This window comes from Leptospira sp. WS58.C1 (genome assembly GCF_040833995.1).
GTDB classification, from domain to species: domain Bacteria; phylum Spirochaetota; class Leptospiria; order Leptospirales; family Leptospiraceae; genus Leptospira_B; species Leptospira_B cinconiae.
Genome location: NZ_CP162137.1, coordinates 1,142,651 through 1,159,436 on the forward strand (window position 1 = coordinate 1,142,651; position 16,786 = coordinate 1,159,436).

The 16,786-nt window shown below is 42.9% G+C and carries 16 protein-coding genes; 14 read left to right on the forward strand and 2 right to left on the reverse strand.

The annotated features are described in order from the left end of the window. Nucleotides 1-52 precede the first annotated feature (52 nt). The 11 genes from AB3N61_RS05240 to AB3N61_RS05290 all read left to right on the forward strand — a co-directional run bounded on the left by AB3N61_RS05240 (nt 53) and on the right by AB3N61_RS05290 (nt 9,256). Complete coding sequence (locus AB3N61_RS05240) at nt 53-2,089, forward strand: sensor histidine kinase (protein ID WP_367898654.1); 2,037 nt, start codon at nt 53-55, stop codon at nt 2,087-2,089. 37 nt (nt 2,090-2,126) lie between these two features. Continuing rightward, the gene (mutL, locus tag AB3N61_RS05245) at nt 2,127-3,911 is read left to right on the forward strand and encodes a DNA mismatch repair endonuclease MutL (protein ID WP_367898655.1); all 1,785 of its coding nucleotides are present in this window, start codon (nt 2,127-2,129) and stop codon (nt 3,909-3,911) included. A gap of 3 nt (nt 3,912-3,914) precedes the next feature. Then, the gene (locus AB3N61_RS05250) at nt 3,915-4,511 is read left to right on the forward strand and encodes a YqaA family protein (protein ID WP_367898656.1); all 597 of its coding nucleotides are present in this window, start codon (nt 3,915-3,917) and stop codon (nt 4,509-4,511) included. Nucleotides 4,512-4,556: 45 nt separating this feature from the next. Beyond that, the gene (locus AB3N61_RS05255; RefSeq protein ID WP_020771298.1) at nt 4,557-4,799 is read left to right on the forward strand and encodes a hypothetical protein; all 243 of its coding nucleotides are present in this window, start codon (nt 4,557-4,559) and stop codon (nt 4,797-4,799) included. Next, complete coding sequence (locus AB3N61_RS05260) at nt 4,783-6,045, forward strand: replication-associated recombination protein A (RefSeq protein WP_367898657.1); 1,263 nt, start codon at nt 4,783-4,785, stop codon at nt 6,043-6,045. Before AB3N61_RS05255 ends, AB3N61_RS05260 begins: the two co-directional genes overlap by 17 nt. Before the next feature lie 551 nt (nt 6,046-6,596). Beyond that, nucleotides 6,597-6,920, forward strand: a complete 324-nt coding sequence (locus AB3N61_RS05265) for an ArsR/SmtB family transcription factor (protein ID WP_036090927.1) — start codon at nt 6,597-6,599, stop codon at nt 6,918-6,920. A 3-nt stretch (nt 6,921-6,923) separates the two neighbouring features. Beyond that, a complete protein-coding gene (locus AB3N61_RS05270) occupies nt 6,924-7,388 on the forward strand; it encodes an SRPBCC domain-containing protein (protein WP_020771348.1) in 465 nt (154 codons plus the stop codon). Nucleotides 7,389-7,398: 10 nt separating this feature from the next. Beyond that, nucleotides 7,399-7,770 (forward strand): DoxX family protein, encoded by a 372-nt coding sequence (locus tag AB3N61_RS05275; RefSeq protein ID WP_367898658.1) that lies wholly within the window; start codon nt 7,399-7,401, stop codon nt 7,768-7,770. An 11-nt stretch (nt 7,771-7,781) separates the two neighbouring features. Beyond that, complete coding sequence (locus tag AB3N61_RS05280) at nt 7,782-8,360, forward strand: YdeI/OmpD-associated family protein (protein ID WP_367898659.1); 579 nt, start codon at nt 7,782-7,784, stop codon at nt 8,358-8,360. Next, nucleotides 8,353-8,877: a DUF1801 domain-containing protein gene (locus AB3N61_RS05285; RefSeq protein WP_367898660.1), complete on the forward strand. Its 525-nt coding sequence runs from the start codon at nt 8,353-8,355 to the stop codon at nt 8,875-8,877. The genes AB3N61_RS05280 and AB3N61_RS05285 overlap by 8 nt, the downstream gene beginning before the upstream one ends. Nucleotides 8,878-9,085: 208 nt before the next feature. Further along, nucleotides 9,086-9,256: a hypothetical protein gene (locus AB3N61_RS05290; protein ID WP_020771449.1), complete on the forward strand. Its 171-nt coding sequence runs from the start codon at nt 9,086-9,088 to the stop codon at nt 9,254-9,256. A 26-nt stretch (nt 9,257-9,282) separates the two neighbouring features. Here AB3N61_RS05290 and hisC read toward each other — a convergent pair whose 3' ends face one another. Then, nucleotides 9,283-10,380 (reverse strand): histidinol-phosphate transaminase, encoded by a 1,098-nt coding sequence (gene hisC / locus AB3N61_RS05295; protein ID WP_367898661.1) that lies wholly within the window; start codon nt 10,378-10,380, stop codon nt 9,283-9,285. Nucleotides 10,381-10,402: 22 nt separating this feature from the next. Next, nucleotides 10,403-12,031, reverse strand: a complete 1,629-nt coding sequence (locus tag AB3N61_RS05300; protein ID WP_020771306.1) for a peroxidase family protein — start codon at nt 12,029-12,031, stop codon at nt 10,403-10,405. 187 nt (nt 12,032-12,218) lie between these two features. Here AB3N61_RS05300 and AB3N61_RS05305 point away from each other — a divergent pair, with 187 nt between their 5' ends. The 3 genes from AB3N61_RS05305 to AB3N61_RS05315 all read left to right on the forward strand — a co-directional run bounded on the left by AB3N61_RS05305 (nt 12,219) and on the right by AB3N61_RS05315 (nt 16,764). Then, nucleotides 12,219-13,940, forward strand: a complete 1,722-nt coding sequence (locus AB3N61_RS05305) for an EAL domain-containing protein (protein WP_367898662.1) — start codon at nt 12,219-12,221, stop codon at nt 13,938-13,940. Nucleotides 13,941-14,114: 174 nt separating this feature from the next. Next, nucleotides 14,115-14,501 carry a response regulator gene (locus AB3N61_RS05310; RefSeq protein ID WP_008597002.1) on the forward strand — a complete coding sequence of 129 codons (387 nt, stop codon included), beginning with the start codon at nt 14,115-14,117 and terminating at the stop codon, nt 14,499-14,501. Nucleotides 14,502-14,514: 13 nt separating this feature from the next. Beyond that, on the forward strand, nt 14,515-16,764 hold the full coding sequence (locus AB3N61_RS05315) for an ATP-binding protein (RefSeq protein ID WP_036090934.1): 2,250 nt from the start codon (nt 14,515-14,517) through the stop codon (nt 16,762-16,764). Nucleotides 16,765-16,786: the final 22 nt, after the last annotated feature.

The following is a 16,786-nucleotide window of genomic DNA, read 5'->3' on the forward strand; positions in this document are numbered from 1 at the left end:
CCGATTTTGTCCTGGACGATTTCCGGCAAATCGATAAAAGATAGCCAACTCTATGGGAATTTTCTCTAAAAAGGATCCGTTCTTTCTGATTGCGGCATTCTTATTTTTCGCATATTGTTCACCTTCTCCCAAAAAAGCTCTATTAGAGAATGGTGTTATAGATTGGGAAAAATCCTTAAACCAGGGAAAATGTTTTCGAATGACCGGGGATTGGAAGTTTGCCTGGTTGGGTGCCACTCCGGATACAAGTCTTCCAAAAGAACCGGAAAAATTTTCCATGGCCGTTATTCCTGGGAGTTGGACCAAACATGATTGGCCGGGTTCCGATGAGGGAGAATTTCCTAAGTATGGAAAAGCATTGTATAGAGTGGACCTGGTTTCTTCCATTCCGGTGGAAAGTTTACATTTGGTTTCTTACGACCAAGGAACGAATTATAGGATCCTATTTAACGGAAAACTAATTAACCAAGTGGGAAAAGTGGGAGATCCTTCCGAAGATGGGCTGGAACTTAGGACCAGTTATTCTATTCTTCCTCCTTGGCAAGGTGTCGCTCATCTAGACTTTGAAATTTCCAATTATCAATATAGAAAAGGTGGACTTTGGAAACCTCCCGTTTTAGGCACTTCCGAATGTGTGGGTCGTTATTATTTGGATAGAAGGGACTTGGAAGGAATACTCTGCGGAGGCCTTTTCTTTTTAGGCTTATTTCATATCTTCGTATCCGCTTTTTATAAAAAAGATCCTTCCGCATTCATTTTAGGACTTCTTTCCACCACGGTAGGACTTAGATTATATTCCACAGGAGTGAGATTATTTCCCGAACATTTTTTAGTGAGACCGGAAATCTATCTAAGGACTGAATTTATCACTTGGTTTTTGGGGATGCCTTTGGCCTTCCATTTTTTATTAGCTGTGTTTCCTACTGACTTCGGCAAAAATTTTCTGAAACTCAGTTATATTTTTGCAGGTATATTTACGCTTATCACTTTGTTTACGGGACCTGCTATCTATTCTTATCTTATCAACCCTTCCTACTTACTTTTTGTGTTTAACGGAGCCTGCTCTTTAGTCGTTTTAGCGAAAGCGGTTTCCCAAAAAATGGTGGGGGCTTATATTTATCTCGCAGGTTTTATCTTCCTTCTCTTCTTTATGACAAGCGAGATATTATTCCATGCGGAACTTTTGGATTCCTGGGAATTAAGCGGGATTGGAGTAGGAATATTCGTGCTTGCAAATTCACTTTCTTTATCCAACAAGATGTTGAGCGGATTCAGGGAAAGGGAGAAGGTCCAAGAGATACTGAACACGAACTTAGAGGAACTCGTCCGAAAAAGGACCAGAGAATTGGAATTTGCTAGAGACGAAGCGGAAGCCGCTAATAAAGCAAAGAGCGAATTTTTGATCAACGTAGACCACGAGGTTCGCACTCCTATGAACGGGATCGTCGGGATTACTCAGATGTTATTGGATTCCGATCTCAAACCGGAACATAAGGAAATGTTGGAACTACTTAAAAGAAGCGGGGACGCAATGATGGTAATTCTCGGTTCTATGTTGGACGCATCCAGTTTAGAAAAAGGTACATTATATCTTTTGAATAAACGTTTCAGTCTAAAAGCCTCTATTTATGAAGCCGCAATGAGGGTTGAGGATAAGATCCGCAGAAAAAATCTGGATTTCAGCGTAACTCTTTCCGACAACCTTCCTGAAACCGTCGATGGAGACGAAGAAAGATTCAAAACAATGCTTTTGGTCCTTCTCGAGAACGCGGAAAAGTTCACCGTAAAAGGGTTCGTCAAACTTTCCGGAGAAAAAGTCCAAGAAACCAATCTAGAATACAGGCTTCGGTTTAAGGTCCAAGACTCAGGTATAGGAATTCCGGAAGATAAACTCAGTTCTATTTTTAATCCGTTCCAACAGGTGGATTCCGGTGTGACTAAACCTTTCCAGGGAGCAGGTCTTGGCCTTGCTCTTTGTAAAGCCCTTGCCCAGAAAATGGACGGTGATATCTCGGTCCAAAGTGTGCCTGGCAAAGGTTCCGAGTTTATCCTAGAAATCGCCCTCTCTAAACCGGAAATCCAATCTTGACATAAGATTTCCACCTTCCAAGCTGGGTCCAAACTATATGGGAAGGATCCAAGAACTTAGTCCGGAATTAATCAATCAAATCGCTGCCGGGGAAGTGATTGAATCCGCTCATTCCGTCCTGAAAGAAATGATGGAGAACTCCGTGGACGCGGGAGCGGACTCGATCGAAGTGGAATCCAGAGACGGGGGCCTGACCTCCTTACTTCTTTCGGATAACGGCTCGGGGATAGAAGAAGAGGATATCCCTCTTGCAATCCAAAGACATGCCACAAGCAAGATCCGTACATTAAAAGATCTTGAATTAGTTTCTTCTTATGGATTTAGGGGAGAAGCGTTGGCGTCCATCGCTTCCGTTTCCAAACTTACGATAGAGACCGGAACCGGACAATCGACCGCCTGGAAGGTTAGAGCGGAAAAAGGACAGATCATTTCCAAAGAATCCATCCCAGGTTTTCACGGTACAAAGATCCTAGTCGAGGATCTATTCTATAATACTCCAGTCAGAAGGAAATTTTTAAAATCGGTCCGCTCCGAAGATAAGAAGATCCGTGATAAAGTAACTGTCCAGGCGCTCGCTCGAGAAGACATCCGATTTAGATTCGTACAGGATCATAAGGAGATCTATAGACTTTCTCCCAAAGATAAAAAAGAAAGGATCATAGACCTATTCGGAGAAAATTTCAGGGATCATTTGTTGGAGGTCCAACTGGAAAGAAAAGGTTGGAAGGCAAAAGGTTATATCAGCGATCCCGATTTTTATAAATCCAACCGCACGGGACAGTTCATATTCGTGAACGGAAGACCGGTGGAGATCAAATATTCCTCTCATTTATTAAAAAAATGTTATGATGAACTTCTTCCTCCGAACGCGCATCCATACTGTTTTTTATTTTTCGAAGTGGATCCCGAATCCATAGATGTAAACGTTCATCCCGCAAAAAAAGAGATCCGATTTCTGGATGAGGAAGGATTTAATACGTTCTTTCTGCAATTGATCCAAAAAGAACTTAGGTCCAGCACTCCGGTCAGCTTTTTAGAATTGAAAAACAGGCTTTTAAGGGCCGAGCCAAAAAAGATGGAATCCACATTGTATTCCTTTTCTTCTTCCTCATCTGCCGGAACGGAACAACAACTTTTAGGAGGGGCGCTTTATGAAGAAGTAAAACATTCTCCTTCCTTTCCCGTAGAAGCAGTCGGTCCCGGTTCCAGGTTAGAAGACTTAACCGATATTCCGATCAAACATTCTGAATTTATTCCTAAAAAACATTTCGGTTTATTATTCGAGACTTTCATATTGGCGGAAGGAGAAGACGGTTTTTATATCATAGACCAACATACCGCCCACGAAAGGATCCGCTACGAAGAAGTATTAAGAAAACTTAAGAAAAAAAATTACGGGATACAACCTCTTCTTACTCCGATCCGTATTCCTGTTTCCAAACAAGAAGCGGAAGAGATCAAAGACAGACTCGGAGAATACCAAGAAGTGGGCTTAAAACTAGACTCACTCGGTGAAGACACAATGGTCCTTCGGGAAGTTCCCGGTTATTTTCTACCGGGACATGAAAAAGAGATCGTTCTGGATTTTCTCAATCGCACCGGAGGTAAGGAAGTTCCGGAACCTGAGTTATACGATCTTATGGCAAAATGTGTGGCCTGTAGATCCGCAGTAAAAAAAGGGGACCAACTTTCGGATCATCTGATCGCGGAAATGCTCAATCGTCTGAGTTATTGTGAGAACCCGTCCCGGTGTCCTCATGGAAGGCCCACCTTGGTCAAATTAACCAGAGAAGATCTGGAAAGAATGTTTCATCGCAGGTAAAATTTGAAAACCGAATCCCAAGAACTTAGAAACTCCACGGAGAACGTAATCACTTCCTTGGTCCGACAGACATTGGTCGCAAGTGTGATCTTATTATTGATCGTTTTAATACTCGCCAGATTTTTTAATGAAAGGGTCACTCAGGTCGCCGGACTCTTTTTGGATTACACAGGTGTATGGGGAGTGGGCCTTTCCATCTTTGTCGCGGATTCAGTGCATGTGTTCTTTCCCCCTGATACGTTCTTGATCTTGGCAGTGGCTGCAAACATGCCCGATTTTTGGGTAATCTTCTTCGCATCTTTTGGGTCTTTACTTGCGGGAGGATGTTCTTATTCCCAAGGAAGATTCCTACTTCCTAAATTGCACATATTTACCAAGTTCATTCGAAATCACGAAGAGAAGTTGGAAGTATATGTAAAACGATTCGGATTCTGGGCGGTGGTTCTTGCAGCGCTTACGCCGTTACCTTATTCCTGGACTTCCGTGGCTGCAGGAGCGATGAAAATGAGGATCCATCTTTTTTTCGCTGCTGCACTTTTTCGGATCCCCCGTTTTATTCTTTATTATTACCTAATAAAGGGCGGATGGATCGGGGTCTAAACATTCGGATTGACGCATATTAGAAGCAAAGGTACAAAAGTTTAGATGATGGACGATTCTCCCAGACTCATTCCTAAGACCAGAAAAGAATTAATCTTAGAAAATTTGGATTGGTTCGGTTTACCGGTTCGTATTTCCGAATTGGTGGAGAATGTATTGGACGGGAAGATTAGGGAACAATCCTTAGTATGCTGCCATAGCGCATGTGATGTATGCAATTCCACCATCCGTTCCTGCATACGAAAGGTCCAAAGAGAATTGGAAGAAGAACTTGGGCAGTCTATTTGAAAGAGCGCCACTTCCTCATAAGATCAGGCCTAGTTCCTTTGCTCAGGTCATTGGACAGGAAAAGGCAAAACTTCAATTACAAAAATATAAAGAACCGATAAGTATTCTACTATACGGACCTCCGGGCACGGGAAAATCGACGATCGCCAGGATTTTAGGTAATACGTGGAAACTACCTTTTGTGGAATACAATGCAGTCACCACCGGTGTAGCAGACATCAAAAAGCTGTTGGAAAGATCCGAAAAAGAAGGAAGTATCTTACTTTTTCTAGATGAGATCCACAGATTCAGTTCTTCCCAACAAGATAGTTTATTAAAAGGAGTGGAGACCGGAGCGATTGTTCTTATCGGAGCCACCACGGAGAATCCCTCCTTTCGGATCACAAGACCATTATTGTCCAGATGCCAGGTCCTTAAACTGGAACCTTTAGGAGAGAACGATCTATTAGAGATACTTTCCAGAGGTATAGAATCCTTAGACCCGAAGCCGAATATTACAAAAGAGGCAAGTTCTCTACTCGTCCGTTATTCCGGGGGAGACGCTAGAAAACTTCTCTCCAATTTGGAAGGAATTGTTCTTTCGAAAGATGCCGGAACCCAAATAGAAGCCTCCGATATAGAAACATTTTTGGAAAGTCGGGTAATCGAATACGACCAAAGTGGAGAGAGTCATTATGATGTGATCTCCGCGTTCATCAAGTCGGTGAGAGGAAGCGACCCTGATGCTGCTTTATTCTATCTAGCAATGATGTTAGAAGGCGGAGAAGATCCGCTCTTTATCGCCAGACGGCTCATTATCCTTGCATCCGAAGATATCGGAAATGCTTCCGTTCATGGTTTACCTTTAGCTGTTGCAGGACTTCATGCAATAGAGACGATCGGAATGCCGGAAGGAAGGATTGTATTAGGGCAGGTCACTACATTCTTAGCCTCTTGTCCAAAGTCCAACGCCTCTTATTTAGGAATTGGTTCCGCACTTTCCTTTGTGAAAGAACGAGGGCCAAGTTTAAAGATCCCGAATCGACTTAGAAATGCTCCCACTGCCACTCATAAAAAAGAAGGAGCAGGACAAGGGTATAAATATCCTCATGATTTCGGCGGATTTGTGCCATTCTCCTATTTTCCCGACGATCTCTCTGACAATCCTCCTCAATTCTATAAACCGACTAAAAACGGAATGGAAGGAAAGATCAGGGAACATCTTGCCTCTATCTGGAAACAAATTTCTAGCAAAAAGTACGAGTAAGCCACTCTTATAATTTCTACGAAGAAAAATTTGGGCGGCTCCTTCGCTCCGCTCAGGCCGTGCTGCTACGGGTTCGCGCATAAGCGCTCATCCGGACAAGCCCGGACTAAAGCCCTGCGCATCACTGCCGCGGTTTGTCTCGCAAAGCCGCAAAGTGGAGAAGAAATAGCTTGTAGGAGTTCCGACAGGAAATGAAGATCGCCCCCACCCCTTCGCAGCGACCATAGGAGCGAGAAGCCGACCGCGTATGCGAGTCGGTGATCGATAGATCAAACGAGTGGGCCACTTCGGGTACTCGCACAGTAGAATCGAAAGCATTTTTTTAAAACCGCCCCCACCCTGCATTGGGATTGGGGGGAGTGGCCCGTGGGAGCGCGCATTCTCGCATATCACAAAATCCTAGCTCCGTCAACCAAATCCTTCTCTTACAATCCGTGTAGGAGTTCCAACATCGCGGCCCCTCCGTGTCTCTGGATTTTCGTAAAATAACTTAATAAAAATGTTGCGTAGTTAAATAGCTACATTTATATTTGTAGTTAAGTGGCTACATAATGAATTTAAGAAGGGACGTATTCCAAGCAATCGCAGACCCCACTAGGCGTGCAATACTCCTGATGGTGGCCTCTCAGGCGATGACTGCAGGGGCGATCGCATCCAATTTCGATACTGCCAGGCCCACTGTTTCTAAACATTTACAAATTCTCACAGAGTGTGAATTGTTAAATCAAGAACAGAACGGTAGGGAAATTTATTATCAATTGAATCTGAATAAGATGAAAGAAATTGCCGACTTTATAGAACCGTTCCGTAAAATGTGGGACGACCGGTTCGATAAACTGGAATCCGTAATGAAAAAATACAGATCAAGAAAATAGGATATGGAAAAAAAAACCAAAATTGACGCAGAGGACGGCAAACAAGAATTGCTGATCACCAGGGAATTCGACCTTCCCTTGGATCTACTTTTTAAGGCGCATATAGAGCCGGAGATCGTAGAGGAATGGATGGGGACCAAAGTGATCAAACTGGAAGGAAAAAAGCATGGAAGCTGGCAATATGAAACTACGGATCCTTATGGCAACAAACACGGATTTAACGGTGTTATTCATGAATTTGTCCCTAACCAAAAGATCACCCGCACTTTTGAAATGGAAAATTCTCCTTTTCCGCCTCAACTGGAGTTCTTAGAATTCGAAAAACTCGGTGAGGAAAAAAGCAAACTTACAATGCACATTGTCTTCAAGTCCGTTGCACTTAGAGACCAGCTGCTTAAGCTACCGTTTGCTCAGGGCATTAATATGGCCCATAATAGATTACAAGAAGTAGTAAATAAATTAAAATAGGATATTGGACATGAGAAACAAGGTTATATATTGGATCGCTACTGCATGGCTTTCCTTAGGAATGGTGTCTACCGGGATCGTGCAGATCATCCAAATGAAAGAAGAAGCAGATATGTTTGCACATTTAGGATATCCGGCCTATCTGATGATCATTTTGGGTGTTTGGAAATTGTTAGGTGTAATCGCTGTAATTGTCCCGAAATATCCTTTAGTCAAGGAATGGGCCTATGCGGGATTTTTCTTTACGATGTCCGGAGCAGTTTTCTCTCATTTTGCAGCCGGGGACGGGGCAAAAGAATATTTCGGACCCGTATTATTACTTGTGCTTACGATCGTTTCCTGGTATTTCCGGCCGACAGATAGGAAGATCCCTTCAGTGTGAGTGAGACTAATATGAATCCAAAGGTTGATTTCTTTTTTAATAAAGCCAAACAATGGAAGGAAGAATATGAGGCCCTGCGCAAGATCGCTCTTGCCCTAGGACTCACCGAAGAATTAAAGTGGGGTCAACCTTGTTATACATATCAAAACAATAATATAGTTTTGATACATGGATTCAAAGAATATTGTGCGTTTTTGTTTTTCAAAGGCGCGTTATTAAAGGATCCAAATGGAATTTTAGTACAACAAACTAAAAATGTGCAGTCCGCTCGCCAGATCCGATTCACTAACGTTAAGGAAATCGACAAACTTAAGACCGCTTTAAAGGCTTATATCAAAAATGCGATCGAAGTGGAAAAATCCGGCCAAAAAGTGAATTTCAAAAAAACAAAAGAGTTCGATATGCCGGAAGAATTTTTAAGTAAATTGGAAGAATCTCCCGACTTAAGATCGGCTTTTGAGTCGTTGACGCCAGGTAGGCAAAGAGGATACCTTCTTTATTTTTCTTCTGCCAAACAATCTAAAACTAGAGAGGCGAGGATTGAAAAGTATATACCTCATATTTTAAAAGGTAAGGGATTAGATGATTAAAAAGAAGGTTTCAGCAAAGAAGAAGGCGCCAACTAAAACTTCGATGAATAAATCACCTAAGTTTAAAAAGGCAGGCGCAAAGAAATCCACTGGGATGCGGAATTCAGGAAAGAAGGAGCCTATCTTACTTTCCGGAGGAAATCCTCAGATCGCAAAAGGTTATGGAGACGGCCCGGTCCAAGAGTATATCGCGGCTATGCCCGGTTGGAAAAAAGAGATTGGGCGTAAACTCGACGAACTGATAGTCAGAACAGTCCCTCATGTTAGTAAAGCGGTAAAATGGAACTCTCCACTTTACGGGATCGAAGGCCACGGATGGTTTCTCGGAGTGCATGTATTTGCCAAATACGTTAAGATAGCATTCTTCAAAGGAGCTTCATTAAAACCGATGCCTCCGGGTTCCTCCAAGGTTCCGGGAACGCGTTATTTGGATATTCGAGAAGAAGACGGAATCGACGAGGCCCAACTTTCTTCTTGGATCAAACAAGCCAGCGAACTACCCGGCGAAAAATTATAGGCAAGCAATTGGGCAAAGGTCCATTCATTCGCTTTAAAAGAAATATCTTTCTGTAATATTTTAGTCATTCACTTGTTCTAGAAAAGGAGTAAGCTAGCCAAGAACTGGAAATTTTTGACATAATACGGTAAGGGATTCGCTGTTTCGGGACGAAACTAATTAAGGGAATCGCAGGTCTTACCACCAAGACGAAAAAAGGAGGTTTCGAATGTTTCAATCCGAAAGAGAAAAAAACGAAAAAAGCCAATTCCAAGCCAAAGGGCCGATCCAAGTCAGAAAGGAGTTTGCTCGCTCGGAAACAGCGAACTTCGGCACTAAAAAGGCAGAAAGTAGAGAAGAAAAAGTTGTCCGACTGAGGCCAGACCTATACGATAAATAAATCCCCAGGCTTCAGAAGCGAAGCGACTAAAGAAGTTCCGACAACCTTTCTAAAACCCGGTCGTTCTGTTCCGGCCTTCCAATCGTAATTCTCAAGGCATTCAATCCGTAACTTTTCAGATTTCGTAATATGATCCCTTCCTTCAGCAATGTCTCGAAGGTTTGGGTGGAATCCAATTTTGCTTTGTCCAATTTGATCGTGATAAAATTCGCATAAGATTCGAAGTAAAAGAGCCCTTTCTTCTCTGCAAATTTTTCGTAACGGATCATTTCCTTTAGGTTTGCCTTCAAATAATTTTCCACGAATTCCCTGTCGCTCAACGCGGTTGCAGCCGCTAACTGAGAAAGTTGAGAAACATTGAAGGGCGGTCGTAACTTATAGAATGCTCGGATCATTTCTTCGGAAGCGATACCATATCCAATTCTCATCCCGCCTAATCCGTAAATTTTAGAAAACGTATTGGTATATAATACATTAGGGAATTTTGAAATTACATCCGCAGCTTGGATCTCTTTTTTAGGATCTCTGGTTTTTCCGAATTCCATATAAGCCGCATCCAAAACCACCATGGTTTCGGATGAAATATTTTGGAGAAAAGTATATATATCTGCCTTGTCTAAAGCGTCCCCGATCGGGTTGCAGGGAGAGCAGATGAATATGATCTTAGGAGAATGTTTTTTATACAGATCCAAAAACTGGTCCAGATCATGCAGTTCGGAATCGGTTTGGATTGTTTCGGCTCCACATTGTCCTGCATATATAGAATACATAGAGAATGTTTTGCCGTTCTGTAGGATCTTGTCCCCGGGACTCAGGACCGATCTGGTCGCAAAATCGAAAATTTGATCGCTGCCGTTCCCTTGTATTACGTTTTTTGCATCTACTCCGTGTACTTTGGCAAGAGCATCCTTGAGCGCCTTATAGGAATCGTCCGGATACAAGGGCATCTTATAAACCGCTTCTTTTATCGTCTCGGAAACCTTGGGAGATACGCCGTACGGATTCTCGTTCGAAGCGAGTTTGAGAACCTTGTCAGGCGAAATTCCGTATTCACGTACGACTAATTCAATCGGTTTGCCGGCCTCGTAAGCCGGGATCTTGTCTAAAGCGGGCAGGAATCGCATCTAATTCCAGAAAAAAACGGAGTCAGGATTCTTCCAATCGTTTTTGTTCTACTAACCTCTGGTAAAGTCCTTGGAAGTCTTTAAAAAATAGAGACTCGTTCAGCGCGTACTCCATCACCATTCTTTTAGTCTCTTCCGAACCGAGTAGGGCTCGGTCGGAAGCAAGCATTCTCGCCCCGCCATCCAATAGTAGGTCCCTAAAATAATGATTATTGAATATATTCGGAGTCTCCGTAAAAGATCCTTTGGAATGCCAACCCAATGTATGTACTCCCAACAGTAGAACCGTATCTCTCGCGGAAAATCCCATCATGGAAAAATAATTCAAGGAATCTTTTACGTCAGGACTATCTACAGGCATAAGCATTCTTCCCGCCGGATAATTGGAGTCCTGTCTTCCGGGAAGAATATGGACTTGCGGTCCCCCCGCTTTTTGAAGAGCAAGGGCACCTGAAAGAGCAACCATGTCCGCAAAAGAAGGAACATTCTTTCTCCCTTCCTCTTCCATTTCTTCTTTTAAATGGATAATCTCTTCTATTTGTTTTGCCACGCCACGATTGTTCTCATCGTTCATAATGGTTGGAAAACGTATGGAGCCTTCCAAGCCTAACCATTCTCCATCCGCAGAGAAGATAGAAGCGGCATGAAACACCATACGGAGCCAAGCTCCCACTTCAGTCGGATCAATCTTATCCCAGATCCTGTACCCGGTTTCTTGCCAAACACTTCCCTCACAATTATTCTTGGTCCCTAACACCTCGTGGACCCTATAATTTCCTGTTTTACCTTTCAGTTTCGTTTCGAAACTTCTTCCCTTTTGGATCCTATCCTTTACGGATTCATAAACTTTTTGGGAAATTAAGATCTTTGCGTCGGCTTTTTTTGTGGTTGTTTCGATCCTACTTGCGGAGTTCACTGTGTCACCTATCGCAGTGAATGACATGTTCAAAGGATGTCCTAACTTTCCTAAAATCGCCGTTCCGTAATTGATCCCGATCCCAATTTCGAATTCCGAGCCTAAATGGTTTTGCAAATAAGTATTCAAACTTTCTAATTCGGCTCTCATCTCTAATGCGGAACGGATCGCATTCAGATTGGCACGAAGAGGGTCCGGATCTTCCAACCCGAAGATCGCCATTAGCCCGTCTCCTATGTACTTATCGATGATCCCGCCGTATTTTAGGACCTTATCTCCCATTCTATAAAAGTAACGGTTGAGAATGTGGATGACGTCGTAAGGCAAATGACTTTCTGAAAAACCGGTGAAACCTCGGATATCGCTGAATAAGATAGCAACCGGTTTTTCTATGCCTGATATCAGATCCGAGAATGTGGATGCAAGGGCCTTGTCAGCTTCATCAATGACCAATCTACGAAGAACAACATCGCCGGAGGTCTTTGTTTGGCAGGCGAGTCTCACGTTCTCCGGAAAACCCTTCTTCAAAGCAAGTGTCGTTTCCATTTCGTTACGGGGAAGAAGATGTTCGTCCCCATCTTGGATAAGTATCCTACAGGTGGAACAACGTGCATTACCTCCACAAGCGTGTATATGAGGGATACCCGCATCCAAGGAAATTTCTAATAATGACTTGTTTAATTCGGAAGGTTCGAGGAAAACTTCCTTATCGTTTTCGAAAATTATTTTTATCATAAAGGAGATCGAATCCGGCGATCAATATTGGACCTTAGTCCTTGTTCATTTTAATTTCAGATGAAAACAATTAAAAGACCATTACTAAGACTTAAATACACGCAAGATAAGAATAAAAATATTCTTTGCTCCGAGCCGGAAATTCTTTTTTTCCACGTCTAATCCCAAGTTCTCCGAGTATCCGATCGTGAAAACCCAAGAAAATGGATCATCAGAAGAATCGCCCAAAAGATCGGTGATTTTATGCGTGGATGACGAATTGATCATTCTGCGAGGATTAAAGGAACAGCTCAAATCCGCCTTCGGAAAAAGTTATCAAATAGAAGCCGCAGATAGCGCGGAACTCGCCCTCCAAATTGTGGAGGAATGTAACCAGGCAGGGATCCATATCCCGGCGATATTGAGCGACCAAGTAATGCCGGGCATCAGGGGAGACGAGTTCCTGATCCGGATCCAAGAAACAAATCCGAACACCAAAAAGATCATGCTCACTGGACAGGCAAGTGCGGAGTCCGTGGGAAATGCACTGAACAAGGCGAACTTATATCGATATCTTTCCAAACCTTGGGACTCGAACGATCTACTCATGACGGTAAAGGAAGCGGTTCGTTCTTACGAGTCGGATATTTCTCTTTTTGAACTGAATAAAAAATTGGAAGAGGCCCTTCTCTATAATCGAGACTCAGGTCTTCCTAATTTGGAATCCTTAAGGAGAAGATTGGATCTTGCCACGGAAGAAAGGGAAGATTCTCTTCTAGCGTTGATACGTATAGAGTCCACTTCCTTGACCACAAGAGATTTTGGAGTTTCTCTCTATAAGGATTTAATGAAGAAGTTTCTGGACTCCATGAAATCCATCTTAGGGAACTACGGAGAAATTTTCCACGTATACGAGGACGAGGTCGCGATACTGTCCAAGGTGCAGGAAGAGGAGTTCCTACCGCATCTGATCGCATTTAGGATCCTTCTCCGTTCCGATTATTTTACCGCTTCCGGGATTTCTTTCCGGATCAATGCAACCATAGCCACTGCAGGTGGAAAAAAAGATCTGTACTATAAGGCGAGACTAGCGCTTGTTAAAGCAAGCCAAGAGCCCGAGTTCGATTCCGAAGCGGGGATCTATTCGTATTCAGAGAAGATGGACGATCAGGATCTGTACAAGATCAATATGGATCTGGGTAAAAGACTGAATCAGGCAATCCATTCCGGCAACATAGTGCCATATTTCCAAGGGATTATGGACAACCAAACCGGTAAGGTCGAAAAATTCGAGTGCCTGGCTCGGATCGTTGAAGACGGAAAAGTTTATGCTCCCGCAAGTTTTTTGTATCTGGCAAAATCCACCGGGCTCTTGAGAAGGATCAGTCCTATCCTTTTTGAAAAAGCGCTTAAAAAATTTTCTGATTCTACTTACTCATTTTCCATCAATCTTTCCGAGACAGAATTGGAAAGTCCAAGTTTTCCGAAATGGGCTTTGTCCAGAATGGAACATTATGGGATCAATCCTTCTAGAGTGACTTTTGAAATTTTAGAGACGGCAAGTTTTCATGGAAATCCGGAACGTCTGAAAGTGATCGCAGAATTGAAGGAGCTAGGTGCAAAAATTGCAATCGACGATTTCGGAGTAGAACATTCCAATTTTTCCAGATTATTGGAGATCCAGCCGGACTTTATCAAGATCGACGGAAAATTTATCCAATCCCTGGAGCGAAATCGGACCGCATTCATTTTAACTTCTGCCATCACAGAACTTGCTCACCGGATCGGAGCGAAAGTAGTCGCTGAATTCGTATCTACACCGGAGGAATTGAAAGTTGTACGTTCCCTGGGCATAGAATATTCGCAAGGTTACTTAATTATGCAGCCTTCTCCCGACATAACCCCGGTTTCGATAAAAATTATTGAATAGGTACTTCGGTCTATTTATTTCCAAGCGATCTTGTAACTCATTCTTTCGAGGATAAAGTCGAAAATTAGTTGCAATCATAATTTATAGAGTAAGTATCCTTGTTTTGCTCCGGATTTTGAACCGGGGTTTTACTGTTTTTGTTCGTCTAATTTATACGTTGGTACCGGGGGAGCGGTGGAGAAAGCGATTCTTTTTGTTGATGATGAAGCGCTCATTTTGATGAGTATGAAATCCCAAGTCAAAAGACATTTGGGAGATACTTATCGTTATGAGACGGCTCTAGATGCGTCCGAAGCGATGCAGATCATTGAAGAATTGGTAACAGAAGGAGTCAAGATCCTGATCGTAATTTCCGACTGGTTGATGCCAAATATCAAGGGGGACGAATTTTTACGGATCGTTCACCAGAGATATCCCGAAATCCAAAAGATCATCATTACTGGTCATGCCGATATCGCTTCCGTTGAAGCTTTAAAGAAAGAGATCAATTTATACAGTTACTTAAAAAAGCCTTGGGACGAAAAAGAACTAGTAACCACTATCACCTCAGCCCTTAAATAAACAGGGGGGCATAATGAGCCTTCGAACGCGCTTTTCTCTTTATTGCGCTATTGTTCTATTTGCGTTTTCGGTCCTACTAACTTTGTTGGTGGCTGCAGCCGCATATTATGATTCCAAAGTCTCCTCTCAGGAAGCAGCATTCGCAAAAGCGGAAGGGGCTTCCTTCGAAGTACGTAAAATTTTTTCCGAAGCAATTTCTAAAGTTGGAGACGCAAAAAGTCGTTGGGAGCATTCCCGTCCTTCCCGCGATTCCGTCGAAAAAGATCTATTGAATCTTTTTCAGAACGATAAAAGGTTTTTAGGAGCAGGCGCGGTCTTCGAAACAAATCTTTTTGACGGAAAGGATTCATCCTTTATCGGCCGTAAGGGTTCCAACTCCAAGGGAAGATTTGTCCCGTACTTTCACAGAAGTATCAAAAATCCGGATGAGATCAGCTTAGAAGAAAGTGTATATTATGATAATACGGACGAAAGCGGGAACTATTACCAGATCCCGAAAGCTACCTTAAGAGATTACGTAGGAGAACCGTATTTTTATCCGCTGGAAGGAGTGAATGTTTTTATGATCTCCTTGATCCGGCCAATCATCCGCCAAGGAAGATTTATAGGAATAGTCGGTTTGGATCTGAAACTTTCCGACCTGGAAGAAGAATTATTTTCGAAAAGACCGTTCGGAGGCGGCCATTTGGCATTGATCTCTCCTGGCGGAAAATATGCGGTTCATGGAGCGGATACGTTGCGGCAAGGGAAGGACGCAGGAACTCCTGAATTAAAGGATTCCATCCAAAGATCATTATCTTCAGGTCAACCTTTTGCCTATTTAGTAGAAGGTGGGAACTCCTACATATTCCCTTTCGGTATGGGAACATACGGAAAGAATTGGGCCATCGAGGTCTATGTTCCGGATTCCTATTTATGGAACGATCTTGGACCTATCATTCTAAGATGTTTATTCATCACATTCGCACTATTGCCGATATGTTTGTATTTTCTGGATAGGTTCTTCTGCAAATACGTAGTCGATGGATTATCCGCCGCTACTACTTTCGCGGATTCCCTGGGAGCCGGAAATTATTCCGCTCAAATCCCGATAAGGAACTTCCAAGACGAGATTCATCATCTTTTCGTAACATTGGAGAATATGAAGGAGAAGTTACTGGCCGCGATCGACCAACAGATCCGATCCGAAAAAATATTAAGAGAATCCGCAGAGATTTATTCACGTAACGAGATTATCCGGCTTCAAAAAGAAGAATTGGAAGTTGCATTAGGAGAATTAAAGACCGCTCAGGAAACCTTACTTAGGAACGAAAGGCTAACGGCGATAGGTAGGATTTCCGGTGCGGTCAGTCATCAGATCAATAATCCATTAGGTGCTATTGGAGCTTCTCGAGAGAATATTTCCTTTTATGTGAAAAGGATAACCGTTCTTCTTCCTTTTCTTTTCGAATATTTGAGCCGGGCGAGCGATCCTGAAAGGGAATTTTTTAACATCGCCTTGAAGAAAACATTAGAAAATCATAAAGAACAGATCGGTAAAAAGTTCAGAGAGACTAGACATTCTATCGAGGCTTTCTTAAAGCAGGAAGATATAGATAATGCGGGTGATAAGGCGGCCGTTGTTGCTGAGCTTGGATTCGTTGATTGTCCGGAATTCATTCTTCAATTATGCAGATGTTCCGAATGGGATCGTATATCCGAATTTCTAATGGCTGTTCGGGGGTTAGAGATCTCGGAAGAGGTAATCCATCGATCCACTGATAGAATGTATAAAATTGTGTCCGCATTGGAGACGTATTCCGGGATCGCAAAAGAAGATAAGGAAAGATGGGTCAAGGTTTCCGATACGATGGAAGTTGTGCTTGGAGTATACGAAGGAGCGGGTGGAAACCGAGTCACCGTAGAAAGAAATTACGTCTCGGAAGCTACTTTGAGATGTGTTCCCGAAGATTTAGTTAGGCTTTGGACCCAAGTCGTGGATAACGCTTACCAGGCTATGTCGGGGGAAGGAAAACTTAAGGTAAGTATCTATGATGCGGAATCCAAGGTAATCTGCGAGGTGGAAGATAGCGGCTCAGGTATTCCAAAAAATATCAGAGAAAAAGTGGGGGAAGTCCTATCTTCCGGAAAATCGGAAGGTGAAGGTGCAGGGATCGGACTTGCCGTTGCCGCATCCATTTCTAAAAAATACGGGGGAAGCTGGGATTGGGAAAGTAAACCCGGATGCACTATCTTTCGCTTTTCCTTTCCCAAATCGGAATAAAATATAGTCTTTTGGGCTTTAA

Coding starts and splice junctions, on each gene's coding strand:
- AB3N61_RS05240 (WP_367898654.1), top strand. CDS start 53: ATGGGAATTTTCTCTAAAAAGGATCCGTTCTTTCTGATTGCGGCATTC.
- mutL (WP_367898655.1), top strand. CDS start 2,127: ATGGGAAGGATCCAAGAACTTAGTCCGGAATTAATCAATCAAATCGCT.
- AB3N61_RS05255 (WP_020771298.1), top strand. CDS start 4,557: ATGATGGACGATTCTCCCAGACTCATTCCTAAGACCAGAAAAGAATTA.
- AB3N61_RS05265 (WP_036090927.1), top strand. CDS start 6,597: ATGAATTTAAGAAGGGACGTATTCCAAGCAATCGCAGACCCCACTAGG.
- AB3N61_RS05270 (WP_020771348.1), top strand. CDS start 6,924: ATGGAAAAAAAAACCAAAATTGACGCAGAGGACGGCAAACAAGAATTG.
- AB3N61_RS05275 (WP_367898658.1), top strand. CDS start 7,399: ATGAGAAACAAGGTTATATATTGGATCGCTACTGCATGGCTTTCCTTA.
- AB3N61_RS05280 (WP_367898659.1), top strand. CDS start 7,782: ATGAATCCAAAGGTTGATTTCTTTTTTAATAAAGCCAAACAATGGAAG.
- AB3N61_RS05285 (WP_367898660.1), top strand. CDS start 8,353: ATGATTAAAAAGAAGGTTTCAGCAAAGAAGAAGGCGCCAACTAAAACT.
- AB3N61_RS05290 (WP_020771449.1), top strand. CDS start 9,086: ATGTTTCAATCCGAAAGAGAAAAAAACGAAAAAAGCCAATTCCAAGCC.
- hisC (WP_367898661.1), bottom strand. CDS start 10,380: ATGCGATTCCTGCCCGCTTTAGACAAGATCCCGGCTTACGAGGCCGGC.
- AB3N61_RS05300 (WP_020771306.1), bottom strand. CDS start 12,031: ATGATAAAAATAATTTTCGAAAACGATAAGGAAGTTTTCCTCGAACCT.
- AB3N61_RS05315 (WP_036090934.1), top strand. CDS start 14,515: ATGAGCCTTCGAACGCGCTTTTCTCTTTATTGCGCTATTGTTCTATTT.